This is a genomic window from Streptomyces sp. NPDC044061, from assembly GCF_056434305.1.
Genome location: NZ_JBWKFL010000009.1, coordinates 213,003 through 224,850 on the forward strand (window position 1 = coordinate 213,003; position 11,848 = coordinate 224,850).

Annotated in this window: 14 protein-coding genes; 6 read left to right on the forward strand and 8 right to left on the reverse strand. The window is 72.5% G+C overall.

All coding sequences use genetic code 11. The features are described from left to right. Nucleotides 1-82: 82 nt before the first annotated feature. From AC07CM_RS17110 to AC07CM_RS17120, 3 genes are all read right to left on the reverse strand, one after another. Nucleotides 83-709: a YigZ family protein gene (locus AC07CM_RS17110; protein ID WP_478877191.1), complete on the reverse strand. Its 627-nt coding sequence runs from the start codon at nucleotides 707-709 to the stop codon at nucleotides 83-85. Nucleotides 710-822: 113 nt separating this feature from the next. Beyond that, nucleotides 823-1,389, reverse strand: coding sequence for a SixA phosphatase family protein (locus AC07CM_RS17115; RefSeq protein WP_478877192.1), 567 nt, complete (start codon nucleotides 1,387-1,389; stop codon nucleotides 823-825). After that, nucleotides 1,386-2,246, reverse strand: a complete 861-nt coding sequence (locus AC07CM_RS17120) for a hypothetical protein (RefSeq protein ID WP_478877193.1) — start codon at nucleotides 2,244-2,246, stop codon at nucleotides 1,386-1,388. The genes AC07CM_RS17115 and AC07CM_RS17120 overlap by 4 nt, the downstream gene beginning before the upstream one ends. Before the next feature lie 143 nt (nucleotides 2,247-2,389). Between AC07CM_RS17120 and AC07CM_RS17125 the strand changes: the two genes are divergently transcribed. From AC07CM_RS17125 to AC07CM_RS17135, 3 genes are all read left to right on the forward strand, one after another. Next, entirely contained in the window at nucleotides 2,390-2,797 is a 408-nt protein-coding gene (locus AC07CM_RS17125; protein WP_478877194.1) for a CoA-binding protein, read from the forward strand. Nucleotides 2,798-3,001: 204 nt separating this feature from the next. Beyond that, the gene (locus AC07CM_RS17130) at nucleotides 3,002-4,639 is read left to right on the forward strand and encodes an APC family permease (RefSeq protein ID WP_478877195.1); all 1,638 of its coding nucleotides are present in this window, start codon (nucleotides 3,002-3,004) and stop codon (nucleotides 4,637-4,639) included. Nucleotides 4,640-4,714: 75 nt separating this feature from the next. Next, nucleotides 4,715-5,938: a 4-hydroxybenzoate 3-monooxygenase gene (locus AC07CM_RS17135; protein WP_478877196.1), complete on the forward strand. Its 1,224-nt coding sequence runs from the start codon at nucleotides 4,715-4,717 to the stop codon at nucleotides 5,936-5,938. Between the two features lie 30 nt (nucleotides 5,939-5,968). Here the strand turns inward: AC07CM_RS17135 and AC07CM_RS17140 are convergent, their stop codons facing one another. Then, a complete protein-coding gene (locus AC07CM_RS17140; RefSeq protein ID WP_478877197.1) occupies nucleotides 5,969-6,334 on the reverse strand; it encodes an ArsR/SmtB family transcription factor in 366 nt (121 codons plus the stop codon). A 9-nt stretch (nucleotides 6,335-6,343) separates the two neighbouring features. On the opposite strand from AC07CM_RS17140, the gene AC07CM_RS17145 reads away from it, so the two are divergent. Further along, nucleotides 6,344-7,465: a cation diffusion facilitator family transporter gene (locus AC07CM_RS17145; protein WP_478877198.1), complete on the forward strand. Its 1,122-nt coding sequence runs from the start codon at nucleotides 6,344-6,346 to the stop codon at nucleotides 7,463-7,465. Nucleotides 7,466-7,467: 2 nt separating this feature from the next. Here AC07CM_RS17145 and AC07CM_RS17150 read toward each other — a convergent pair whose 3' ends face one another. Both AC07CM_RS17150 and AC07CM_RS17155 read right to left on the reverse strand, forming a co-directional pair. Next, complete coding sequence (locus AC07CM_RS17150) at nucleotides 7,468-8,025, reverse strand: YbaK/EbsC family protein (protein WP_478877199.1); 558 nt, start codon at nucleotides 8,023-8,025, stop codon at nucleotides 7,468-7,470. Nucleotides 8,026-8,068: 43 nt separating this feature from the next. After that, nucleotides 8,069-8,641, reverse strand: a complete 573-nt coding sequence (locus AC07CM_RS17155; RefSeq protein WP_478877200.1) for a helix-turn-helix domain-containing protein — start codon at nucleotides 8,639-8,641, stop codon at nucleotides 8,069-8,071. Between the two features lie 102 nt (nucleotides 8,642-8,743). Here AC07CM_RS17155 and AC07CM_RS17160 point away from each other — a divergent pair, with 102 nt between their 5' ends. Further along, entirely contained in the window at nucleotides 8,744-9,601 is an 858-nt protein-coding gene (locus tag AC07CM_RS17160) for an EamA family transporter (protein ID WP_478877201.1), read from the forward strand. Nucleotide 9,602: 1 nt separating this feature from the next. Here AC07CM_RS17160 and AC07CM_RS17165 read toward each other — a convergent pair whose 3' ends face one another. Next, nucleotides 9,603-10,367 carry an acyltransferase gene (locus tag AC07CM_RS17165; protein WP_478877202.1) on the reverse strand — a complete coding sequence of 255 codons (765 nt, stop codon included), beginning with the start codon at nucleotides 10,365-10,367 and terminating at the stop codon, nucleotides 9,603-9,605. A 106-nt stretch (nucleotides 10,368-10,473) separates the two neighbouring features. On the opposite strand from AC07CM_RS17165, the gene AC07CM_RS17170 reads away from it, so the two are divergent. Further along, nucleotides 10,474-11,001 carry a gamma carbonic anhydrase family protein gene (locus tag AC07CM_RS17170; protein WP_478877203.1) on the forward strand — a complete coding sequence of 176 codons (528 nt, stop codon included), beginning with the start codon at nucleotides 10,474-10,476 and terminating at the stop codon, nucleotides 10,999-11,001. Between the two features lie 61 nt (nucleotides 11,002-11,062). On the opposite strand, the gene AC07CM_RS17175 is transcribed toward AC07CM_RS17170, so the two are convergent. Then, a complete protein-coding gene (locus tag AC07CM_RS17175) occupies nucleotides 11,063-11,707 on the reverse strand; it encodes a DedA family protein (RefSeq protein WP_478877290.1) in 645 nt (214 codons plus the stop codon). Between the last annotated feature and the right edge of the window lie 141 nt (nucleotides 11,708-11,848).

Consider the following 11,848-nt stretch of genomic DNA (forward strand, 5'->3'; position numbering starts at 1 on the left):
ACGACCCGCCCCACATGCGCCCGTTATGCCTGGTTCGAGGCGAATGGTGCTCCGCGAGTGACGCGAACCTCACGTGTGAACCTCACGCGTCCCCGTAGGCCTCTCCGCCCAGTTCGAACCCGGCCGTGCCCGCCGTCACATCGGCGAGCCAGGCGCGGAAGGCGTCCACGTCGGCGTCCGGCAGCCCGATCTCGATCGTGACGGCCTCGCCGTAGCGGACGTCCCGGACCTCGCGGCCGGTGGACCGCAGGTCGTTCTCCACCTTGCCCGCGCGCTGGTGGTCGACGGTCACCGTGGCCAGCCGGAAGCGGCGCCGGGTGAGGGTGCCCAGGGCGTCCAGGGCCTCGCCGACCGCTCCGCCGTAGGCCCGGATGAGCCCGCCGGCCCCGAGCTTGACGCCGCCGTAGTAGCGGGTGACGACGGCGACCACGTACCGCATCTCGCGGCGCAGCAGCATCTGGAGCATGGGCACGCCTGCGGTGCCGCCCGGTTCGCCGTCGTCGCTGGCCCGCTGGACGGACGCGTCGGCACCGATGACGTACGCCCAGCAGTTGTGCGTGGCGTCCGCGTGCTCCTTGCGGACGGCCGCGATGAACTCCTGGGCCTCCTGCTCGCTGGCCGCCGGGGCGAGGGCGCACAGGAAACGGGAGCGGTTGATCTCGGTCTCGTGCACGCCCTCGCGGGCGACCGTGCGGTACTCGTCCTGCATCCCGCCAGCCTATGCGAGCGCCGGGTCGCCGCTGATCACGGTCTCGGGGCACTCGGCCGGCGTGCGGGCGGGAGAGGTGACGCCGCCCACCCCCCTTTCTACTTCCGTCGGCTCTACTTCCGTCGGCCGCCTTCCCCTTTCTCCTTCTTTCCGCGGGGCACGGTGAACGACGTCAGCAGGGCCGTTCCGGGCGCGAGGGCCGGCCAGCCGGTGCCGCGCCAGGCGAGCACGGCGAGCGCGCAGGTCGGGAACTTCACGCGCACCCTGTCCAGCGTGTCCTCCAGACCGTCGCCGGCCAGTTCCAGGACCAGCTCCTCGAGCCCCGGGTTGTGCCCGACCAGCAGCAGCGTCTCCACTTCCCGCGGCACTTCGTGCACCGCCTCGAGCAGGTCCGGCACGTCGGCCGCGTACAGCCTCCGGTCGTAGCGCACCGTAGGCGGCGTGCCCCACTGCGCGGAGGCCAGCTCCCAGGTGCGGCGGGCACGTGCGGCGGTGGAACAGAGGGCGAGGTCGGGCAGGAAGTCGGCCTCGGCCATGACGCGCCCGGCGGCCGGGGCGTCCCGCAGGCCGCGCGGCGCGAGCGGACGGCGGTGGTCCTCGACACCCTCGGGCCAGGCGGACTTGGCGTGCCGCAGCACGACCAGCCGGCGCAGCGGGCCCGCGCCCGCCCGCTCGATCACGCGAAGCTCCCGAGGTCACGGGCGAGGTCGAGGGCGAGCAGGCGGTCCGCGTAGACGTACGTCTCGAACCGGGCCCCGTCGGGCACCTCCGGCGCGCTCTCCACGTCCCGCAGCACGCCCAGCACTCCGGGCAGGTCGAGATCGTCCTCCCAGGCGGTCCGCAACCGCGCCCGCACCTCGTCGGGCACCGGCCGCGACGGCTGCCGTGCCCACCCGGCGACGGCGCGCCGCCAGCGGGCGAGGGTCCGCGCGGCCTCGTCGAGCCCTCCGCGGTCCAGCCGTACCGGCGTGCTCCGCGGAACGGAGAGCAGACACAGGCGCAGGGCGGCGGGGTCGGAGAGGAGGGCCTGCAGGTCGAGCGGGGACGAGCCGTCCGGCGCGGCCGGTACGGCGGGGTCGCCGCGTACGGCGTCCGCCGCCCCGGCCGCCGCGCCCCGCACACCACCCTCCGCACCCGCCGCGCCCGGCTCGCCGGGCCCGGCCGCCCCCGCCCAGGCAGCCGGCGCCACGGCCAGCAGGGGACCCTCGCCCGGCGGGGCCCCGGTGCCTTCTCCCACCACATGGATCACCTGCGCCTCCCCCAGGCCCGACGCGAGGTCGCGGCCGTCCTCGAAGGGGCGGACCGCCAGGGTCGTCGCGGCCGTGCGGAGTTCGGCGTGCCGGCGGGGTGCGGTGAGGATGGTCCAGACGGGGGTGCCGCCGAGCTCCAGGGCGCGGACCAGGACGTCCGCGGTGAGGAGTACCCGCAGGGCGGTCAGATCGAGGCCCGAGGCATAGGCCTCGATCCGGGTCAGGCCGCGCCGGGCGGGCGCGGCGGCGACGGGCTCACCGGTTCGGGCGTCGAGGATGCGCAGCACGGCCCGAGCGTAGGCGTGCGGGCGGCCGTACGCAGGCACCTTGCGCCGATTCCGGTCGCCGTGGCGGGGCACCGGGGGGAATCAGCACGTGGCGGGCACGGTTGCCCGGACGACGGTTTTCCACGCAGCCCGAGGAGGCGGCCGTGTACGGCGACGAAGCGACGATCCGCAGGATCCTGACCGAACTGGGTGACACCTGGGCCGTGGTCGGCCTGTCCTCGAACCGGCGCCGGGCCGCCTACGGGGTGGCGCAGGTGCTGCAGCGGTTCGGCAAGCGGATCGTGCCGGTGCACCCCAAGGCGGAGACGGTGCACGGGGAGCCGGGCTACGCGTCGCTGGCGGACATCCCCTTCGAGGTGGACGTGGTCGACGTCTTCGTCAACAGCGATCTCGCGGGCGCGGTGGCAGACGAGGCCGTGGCCAAGGGGGCGAAGGCCGTCTGGTTCCAGCTGGACGTCGTCGACACGGCCGCCTACCAGCGGGCCCGGGCGGCGGGTCTGGACATGGTGATGGACCGGTGCCCGGCGATCGAAATTCCCCTTCTGGGGTGACCTGTCTCACCTTCTTCTCACAATTCGCCGCTGAATATTGACATTCGCGTCGGGCGTTGACCTGTGGGAAGACTGAATTCAAGTCAGGCAAGATCCGAGGTCAAGACTTCACCAACACTCTTTTGTCGACGCAGAAAGCGTCCCTATTGTGTGGCGCTGTTGTCCGTTAAGACTGCGTTAAACGATCTGAGAGGCCACTTGAACATGGTGAAAGTCGACCATGCAGCGCCTACAACCACGAAAGGCCAGGGCGGTCTGCGCCGTGACGTCGGCCTGATCGGTCTGATGTGGGCCTCCGTGGGCTCCATCATCGGCTCCGGCTGGCTGTTCGGCGCCGAGAAGGCCGTCGTGGTGGCCGGCCCCGCGGCGATCATCTCGTGGGTGATCGGCGCGGTGGCCATCGTGCTGCTGGCCCTGGTGCACGCCGAACTCGGCGGCATGTTCCCGGTGGCCGGCGGTACGGCCCGCTACCCGCACTACGCCTTCGGCGGCCTGGCCGGCATGTCGTTCGGCTGGTTCTCCTGGCTCCAGGCGGCCACCGTGGCGCCGATCGAGGTCGAGGCCATGATCGGCTACGCCAAGCACTGGCACTTCGCCGACGGGCTGCAGCGCGCCAACGGCACGCTCACCACCAGCGGCATCATCGTCGCGGTCGTCCTCATGGCGGTCTTCGTCGCGGTCAACTTCCTCGGTGTCCGTGTCCTCGCGCACACCAACAGCGCGGCCACCTGGTGGAAGATCGCCGTCCCGCTCGCGGCGATCTTCGTCATCGCCATCGGCAACTTCCACCCGGGCAACTTCACCTCCGAGGGCTTCGCGCCGTTCGGTGCCAAGGGCGTTCTCGCCGCCATCAGCTCCAGCGGCATCATCTTCGCGCTGCTCGGCTTCGAGCAGGCGATCCAGCTGGCCGGGGAGAGCCGCAACCCCAAGCGTGACCTGCCCCGCGCGACCCTCGGTTCGGTCGCGATCGGCTCGGTGATCTACATCCTGCTCCAGGTCGTGTTCATCGTCGCGCTGCCGCACAGCTCCTTCGCGCACGGCTGGGCGAAGCTCGACTTCCCCGGCATCAGCGGCCCCTGGGCGGGTCTGGCCACGCTGGTGGGCCTCGGCTGGCTCGGCCTCGTCCTGTACGCCGACGCGATCATCTCCCCCGGCGGCACCGGCCTGATCTACACCACCGCCACCTCCCGCATCTCCTACGGCCTGGCCAAGAACGGCTACGCGCCCAAGGTGTTCGCCAAGACGGACTCGCGCGGTGTGCCGTGGTTCGGTCTCATCGTCTCGTTCGTGACCGGCGTGGTGTGCTTCCTGCCGTTCCCGAGCTGGCAGGAGCTGGTCAGCTTCATCACCTCGGCGAGCGTCCTGATGTACGCGGGCGCGCCGCTGGCCTACGGCGTCTTCGCCGACCGCCTGCCGCACCACGACCGCCCGTACCGGCTGCCCTTCGGCAAGATCGTCTCGCCGCTGTCGTTCGTGGTCGCCAACCTGATCATCTTCTGGTCCGGCTGGGACACCCTGTGGCGGCTCGGCTTCGCGATCCTGCTCGGCTACGTGCTGCTCGGCTCCTACGCCTGGTACGCGATCCGCAAGAACCTGCCCGACGCGCCCCGGCTGGACTTCAAGGCCGCGCAGTGGCTGCCCGGCTACCTCCTCGGCCTCGGTGTGATCTCCTACCTGAGCACCTTCGGCGGCGACGGCACCATCCCGCTGTACTGGGACATCCTGGTCGTGGCGGTGTTCTCGCTCGGCATCTACTACTGGGCCAAGGCCACCGCGTCGAAGCCCGAGGCGATCGAGCGCAGCATCGACGAGGTCGTGGTCACCGACGCTCCGGCGCACTGACCCAGCACCTCTCCCGGTGTCCCGTCAGCCACGGCAACTCCGCCGTGGCTGACGGGACACCGTCATAATGCGGGGGTGATCTCCCCTTCCCCCCACACCGACTCCCCGTCCGAGGAACGCCGTACGGTCGTCGTCGTGGGCGCCGGCCCCGCCGGGCTCACCGTCGGCAACCTCATGCGGGCGGCCTCCGTCGACTGCGTGGTCCTGGAGACCGAGAGCAGGCAGTTCGTCGAGACCCGGCCGAGGGCCGGCGTCATCGAGGAATGGGCGGTGCGCGCCCTGGAGCGGCGCGGCCTGGCCGGCAACCTGCTGGAGCGGGCCCAGGTGCACGACGCCTGCGAGTTCCGCTTCGACGGCGAGCGGTACCGGTTCTCCTACGGCGAGCTGACCGGCCGGCACCACTGGGTGTACCCCCAGCCCCTGCTGGTGACGGACCTGGTGCGGGAGTACGCCGACGTACGCGGCGGCGACATCCGCTTCGGCGTGCGCGACGTACGGCTGCACGACCTGGACTCGGACCGGCCCGCGGTGTCGTACCAGTGCCCCGAGACGGGTGAACGGCGGCTGCTGCGCTGTGACTTCGTCGCGGGCTGCGACGGGGCGCGCGGGGTGACGCGGGACGCGGTCGCGCCGGAGCGGACACGGATCGCGCGGCAGGACGACGGCATCGGCTGGCTGGCCCTGCTCGCCGAGGCCCCGCCCTCCTCGGACTGCGTGCTGTTCGGCGTCCATCCGCACGGTTTCGCCGGGCACATGGCCCGCAGCCCCGAGGTCACCCGCTACTACCTGCAGTGCCCGCCCGGCGACGACCCGGAGAACTGGCCGCACGAGCGGGTCTGGGCCGAGCTGCGCACCCGGCTCGGCGCGGCCGGAGCGCCGCCGCTCGCGGAAGGCCCGCTGATCGAGAAGCGGGTGCTGGACATGCATCACTACGTCGTCGAACCCCTCGTGCACGGGCGGCTGTTGCTGGCCGGCGACGCGGGCCATCTCACGGCGCCGATCGCGGCGAAGGGCATGAACCTCGCCCTGCACGACGCCTTCCTGCTCGGCGACGCGCTCGTCGCGTACGTCACCCGGGGCGACGACAGCGGCCTGGACGGCTACTCCGAGGCGTCCCTGCGGCGTGTGTGGGACTACCAGGAGTTCTCGCAGTGGCTGTCGGACATCTACCACGGCGTCGCCTCGGGCGATCCGTTCCGGGCGGGCACCACGCTGGCCCGGCTGCGCCGCCTGTTCACCTCGCCGGCGGCGGCGACGGCCTTCGCCGAGCAGTACCTGGGCGCGGCTTCCGCCTTCTGAGCCCCGAGGTGCCCGCCCTGCCGGAGGGGCTCAGCGCTCCGCTTCGGGAACCCGCTCGGCCAGGCGGTGGTCGGCCACCTTCAGCGCCTCGTCGACCAGGCGGCGCAGATGGCCGTCGCGCAGCGCGTAGACCACGCGGCGGCCCTCCTTGCGGGTCGTCACCAGACCCGCGAGGCGCAGCCGGGCCAGGTGCTGGCTGACGGCGGGGCGTGCGGCTCCGCACGCCTCGGTGAGGGTGGTGACGTCGGCCTCGCCCGTCGTCAGGGCGTGCAGCAGCGTGAGGCGGGTGCGGTCGCCGAGCAGGGCGAGGAGTTCGGCGGCGACCGCGAACTGCGCGTCGCCCGGGGTGCGCGGCTGCGCATGGTGCGCAGGTGACAGGTGCATGCGTGCGCTCATACGCACATAATGGCTTCATGGGCGCCGTCGCGTCCATTCCCGCACCGAAAGGGGATCCACGTGAGCGACCTGCACACGCACCACCCCGGCGACGAGCACGGGCACCGGCACGGCCCGGAACCCCACGGCCACGCCCACCCCTCCCCCGGGTGGCGCCACCGCCTCGCCCACCTGTTCACCCCGCACTCGCACGAGACCGCCGACAAGCTCGACCGCGCCCTGGAGTCCTCGGCGCGGGGCATGCGCGCGCTGTGGGTCTCGCTGGCCGTGCTCGGGGCGACCGCGCTGGTCCAGGCGGTGGTCGTCGTGGTCTCCGGTTCGGTGGCGCTGCTCGGGGACACCGTGCACAACGCGGCCGACGCGCTGACGGCCGTACCGCTGGGCATCGCCTTCGTGCTGGGCCGGCGTGCGGCGACCCGTCGGTTCACCTACGGCTACGGGCGCGCCGAGGATCTGGCGGGTCTCGTGATCGTGCTGACGATCGCCGCCTCCGCCGCGTTCGCGGCCTTGGTGGCCGTCGGGCGGCTGCTCGATCCGCGTCCGGTCGAGCACCTGCCGGCGGTGGCGGTGGCCGCGCTGGTCGGGTTCGTGGGCAACGAGTGGGTGGCCAGGTACCGGATCCGGGTGGGCCGGGAGATCGGCTCGGCCGCGCTGGTCGCCGACGGCCTGCACGCCCGGACGGACGGGTTCGCCTCGCTCGCCGTCCTGCTGGGCGCCGCGGGCGCGGCCCTGGGATGGCGGTTCGCCGACCCGGTCGTGGGTCTGGCGATCACCGCCGCGATCGCGCTGGTGCTGCGGGACGCGGCGCGGGAGGTGTTCCGGCGGGTGATGGACGCCGTCGACCCGGCACTGGTGGACCGGGCCGAGCGGGCGGTGCGTGGGGTGCCGGGGGTGCGTGCCGTGGGCGAGCTGCGACTGAGGTGGATCGGGCACCGGCTGCGGGCCGAGCTGGCGGTCGTGGTGGACGGCGAGGCGACGGTCCGCCGGGCGCACGCGATCGCCGTCGAGGCCGAACACGCCCTGCTGCACGCCGTTCCGGGGCTCACGGCCGCCCTGGTGCACGCGGACCCGGCACCGGTGCCCGGCGAGACAGACCCGCACCTGGCGCTGGCCCATCATCCGACGGCCTGAGCTCAGGCGACGCCGAGCCCTTCGAGCACCACCGCGCCGGGCAGCTCCGCGAGCGCCTTGCCCGGCACCAGCAGCTTGCCGCGCCTGCGCCCGCTGCCGATCAGGACGTAGGGCAGGTCGACCACGGCCGCGTCCACCAGCACCGGCCAGTCGGCGGGCAGCCCGATCGGGGTGATGCCGCCGTACTCCATGCCGGTCTCGCCGGTCGCCGTGTCCATCGCGGCGAACGAGGCCTTGCGCGCGCCGAGTTGGCGGCGCACCACGCCGTTGACGTCGACCCGGGTGGTGGAGAGCACCACGCATGCCGCGAGGGTGGTCTCGCCGCCCCGCTTGCCCGCGACCACCACACAGTTCGCGGACCGCTCCAGCAGATCGCGGCCGTAGTGCTCCACGAAGACGGCCGTGTCGGCCCAGCGCGGGTCGGTGTCGACGTGGACGATCCGGTCGGCGGGGACGCTGCCCCGCCAGTGGCGTACGGCGTCGGCGACGGGCGCGGTCAGCTCGTCCAGGCAGTCCGGGGCGGGGGTCGCGGTGTCGAAGTCTCCGATGGGTGCGCGCATGCCCGCACGCTAACAAGACCCGCCCGCCCGCCGTACCGGCGTCTCAGACCACGGGCGGCACGGAGACCGCCATCACCATCTCCATCGGCACGTCGCCGGTGTTGGCGTACACATGCGGGAGGTTGGCCTCGAAGGAGGCGCTCGCACCGGCCGGGACGCGGTAGTCCTCACCGTCCACGGTGAGCGTCAGCTCGCCCGCGGTGACGTGGACCAGCTCGACCGTGCCGCCGGGGTGCGGTTCGGAGGGGCTGCGGTCGCCCGGCATCAGCCGCCAGTCCCACATCTCCAGCGGCCCCGGGGCCTCCGTGCCGGCGAGCAGCCGGTTGTAGCTGCCGGCCTCGGTGTGCCACAGCCGCACGGCGCGCTCGGCAGGGACGATGCGGACCTTCGGACCCCGCTCGTAGTCGAGCAGCGTGGTCACGCTGACCCCGAGCGCGTCGCCGATCTTGACGACGGTGCCGATGCTCGGGTTGGTGCGGGCCTGCTCGATCTGGATGAGCATGCCGCGGCTGACACCGGCCCTGGCGGCGAGCACGTCCAGGGTGAAGCCGCGCACCGCACGCCAGTGTTTGACGTTGCGCGCCAGGGACTGGGTCAGGAGCTCGAGGTCCGACACATCACATCCAGAGGGTTCACTGTATTGAATGGCAACGTTTATGTGATTGGACTACGGTGTGGTGTACCCAGCCGTTCACCGCACTGTACTGCGAGGTGGCCCGTGACAGCATTCTTCGCGCTGACCACCAGTCTCCTGTGGGGGCTGGCCGACTTCGGCGGCGGGCTGCTCACGCGACGCACGCCCGCGCTGACGGTGGTGGTCGCCTCCCAGGCCGTCGCGGCGGTCGTGCTCGGCGCGATCGTGGTCGCGACCGGCGGCTGGAGCGAGGCGGGTCCGCGGTTGTGGTTCGCGGTCGCGGCCGGTCTGGCCGGCCCGGTGGCCGTCTTCTCGTTCTACAAGGCACTCGCGCTGGGCCCGATGGGCGTGGTCTCCCCGCTGGCCACGCTGAGTGTGGCCGTACCCGTCGGTGTGGGCCTGGTGCTCGGCGAGCGCCCGGGGGCCCTGCAGGTCGCGGGCATCGCGGTCGCCGTCACCGGCGTCGTCCTCGCGGGCGGCCCGCAACTGCGGGGCGCGCCCGTGCAGCGCCGGACGATCCTGCTCACCCTCGTCGCGGCGCTGGGCTTCGGCACGGTGTTCGCGCTGATCACGGAGGCCTCGACGAATGTCACCGGCCTGTTCCTGTCGCTGTTCGTCCAGCGCGTGACGAGCGTCGCGGCGGGCGGCGCGGCCCTGCACGCGTCCGTCCGGCGCGGCACCCCCGCCCTGCCCGAGGGCGGCCTCCCCCTGACCGCGCTGCCGGCGCTGGCCTTCGTCGGCCTCGCGGACGTGGCCGCCAACGGCACCTACGCGGTCGCCGCCCAGCACGGACCGGTCACCGTGGCGGCGGTGCTCGCCTCCCTCTACCCGGTGGTCACCGCACTGGCCGCACGCGGCTTCCTCAGCGAGCGACTGCGCGCCGTCCAGGCCGCTGGCGCGGGACTCGCCCTGCTGGGAACGCTGCTCCTGGCGACCGGCTGAGTCAGCCGTCGGCCTCGATGCGGGCCAGCTGCTCCACGGCCTCCTCGTCGAGATCGGCCAGCGCGCGCAACTGCTCCGGCGTGATCCCGTCCGGGAGCGGCACCGGCGCCGGGGTCCGCAGCGGCGGCTGCCAGCCGTCGTCGGGCGTCCAGCGGCGTACGACCCGGGCGGGTGCCCCCGCGACCACGGCATGGTCGGGCACGGTCCCGCGCACCACCGCGCCCGCCGCCACCACCACGTTCCGGCCGATCCGCGCCCCGGGGAGGATCACCGCACCGGTGCCGATCCAGCAGCCCGGGCCGATCTCCACCGGCTCCATGCGCGGCCACTGCCTGCCGATGGGCTCGTGCGGGTCGTCGTAGGAGTGGTTGGTGGAGGTCACGTAGACGTACGGCCCGAAGTAGCAGTCGCTGCCGATCGTGACCGTGGTGTCGGCGATGACATGGCTGCCACGGCCGAGCACGGCCCCGTCGCCGATGCGCAGGATCGGGTCCGGGCCGAGGTCCAGGTCCGGCATCAGGCCGGCGGTGAGGGTGACCTGCTCGCCGATGATGCAGTGGGAGCCGAGGTGGATCCAGGGCTCGCCGAAGACCGTGCCGAGCGGGAAGGCCAGCCGGGTGACTTCGCCGATCGAGCCGAAGCGCAGGCTGCCGGGGTTCTCGGCCGTCACCGATCCGGTGCGCTGTATCCACGCCCAGGCCGCGTGGACGGCGCGTTGCGCTGCGCGGCCTCGCCAGGATGAGAACGTGTTCTTGCTCTTCGGCACGGGGTCAAGTTACTCGGCGGGAGCCTTCGGCATGAGGGTGGGCTGCTGTGATCTGTGCCCCACTCCTGTCGTACGGTGCGAAGAACTACTGACTCGAGGAGAGCTGATGACGCACCAGGCGTTGATCGTGGGCATCGGTGGGAAGGAACCCCGGCTCGATGCGGAGGTGTTCGTGGCGCCCACGGCATCGGTGATCGGGGACGTGACGCTGCGCTCGGGGGTGAGCGTCTGGTACGGCGCCGTTCTGCGGGGGGACGTCGAGAAGATCGAGGTCGGCGCCGGCAGTAATGTCCAGGACAACTGCACTCTGCATGCCGACCCCGGGTTTCCGGTGAGCGTCGGGGAGCACGTCTCCATCGGCCACAACGCCGTGGTGCACGGGGCGACCGTGGAGGACGACTGCCTCATCGGGATGGGGGCGACCGTGCTCAACGGGGCCGTGATCGGGGCCGGGTCACTCGTCGCCGCTCAGGCGCTGGTGCCGCAGGGGATGGTCGTGCCGCCCGGGTCGCTGGTGGCGGGGGTGCCCGCCAAGGTGAAGCGGACGCTCTCCGAGGAGGAGCGGCAGGGGGTCACCCTCAACGGGACCATGTACGCGGAGCTGGCCAAGGCGCATCGCGGGGTGCACGAGTAGGTCCTCGGCGGGTGCGGGTTCGTGGGGGCCTCACGCAGGACCCCGCGCCCCTCGGCCCGGCTCAGTCCCCGGCGCCCACAGGCTCTGCTTCTCGCTGTTCCGTCTGGACCTTCCTGGCCCTGCGCTTGATGATCAGCATCGAGGTCAGGCCGATCAGGACCGCCGCCACCAGGCCCAGGTACGAGAAGCGCTTGAGCCAGTCCTCGGCGACGACGCCGACGTAGTAGATGACGGCCGTGGTGCCGCCGGCCCAGCAGATGCCGCCGAGGACGTTCGCGGTCAGGAACTTCCAGTACGGCATGTGGAGGACGCCCGCGAGAGGACCGGCGAAGATGCGCAGGAGGGCGACGAAGCGGCCGAAGAAGACGGCCCACATGCCCCACTTCTCGAAGGACCGCTCGGCGGTGGCGACATGGCCCTCGCCGAAGTGTCTGGGGAACTTCCTGCCCAGCCAGGCCAGCAGCGGCCGTCCGCCCTTGCGGCCGATCGCGTAGCCGATCGAGTCGCCGATGACGGCGCCCGCGGTCGCGCACACGCCGAGGACGACCGGGTTGATGCCGGAGTGCTGGGAGGACATGAGCGCCGCCGACACCAGGACGATCTCGCCCGGCAGCGGGATGCCCAGGCTCTCCAGGCCGATCACCAGGGCCACCACGGCGTAGACGGCGGCCGCGGGCACCGTGTCGAGCCACTCCTGGACGTGCACCGCCGATTCCTCCCCTGTCACCGTTCCTGTCTGCCGGGGCGTGGCTTGCGCAGCGCGCCCCATGGGAAGGCTACCTGGTCGGCTGTGAACGACGGCTCCCGCGCACGCGCCGCGGCACCGTCCCGCCCTCGCTCCTTCGGT

Bases quoted from the DNA above. Each gene is read 5' to 3' on its own strand.
- AC07CM_RS17110 (WP_478877191.1), bottom strand. From the start codon at position 709: ATGCAGGACGAGTACCGCACGGTCGCCCGCGAGGGCGTGCACGAGACC.
- AC07CM_RS17130 (WP_478877195.1), top strand. From the start codon at position 3,002: ATGGTGAAAGTCGACCATGCAGCGCCTACAACCACGAAAGGCCAGGGC.
- AC07CM_RS17140 (WP_478877197.1), bottom strand. From the start codon at position 6,334: ATGAGCGCACGCATGCACCTGTCACCTGCGCACCATGCGCAGCCGCGC.
- AC07CM_RS17145 (WP_478877198.1), top strand. From the start codon at position 6,344: ATGGCTTCATGGGCGCCGTCGCGTCCATTCCCGCACCGAAAGGGGATC.
- AC07CM_RS17150 (WP_478877199.1), bottom strand. From the start codon at position 8,025: ATGCGCGCACCCATCGGAGACTTCGACACCGCGACCCCCGCCCCGGAC.
- AC07CM_RS17170 (WP_478877203.1), top strand. From the start codon at position 10,474: ATGACGCACCAGGCGTTGATCGTGGGCATCGGTGGGAAGGAACCCCGG.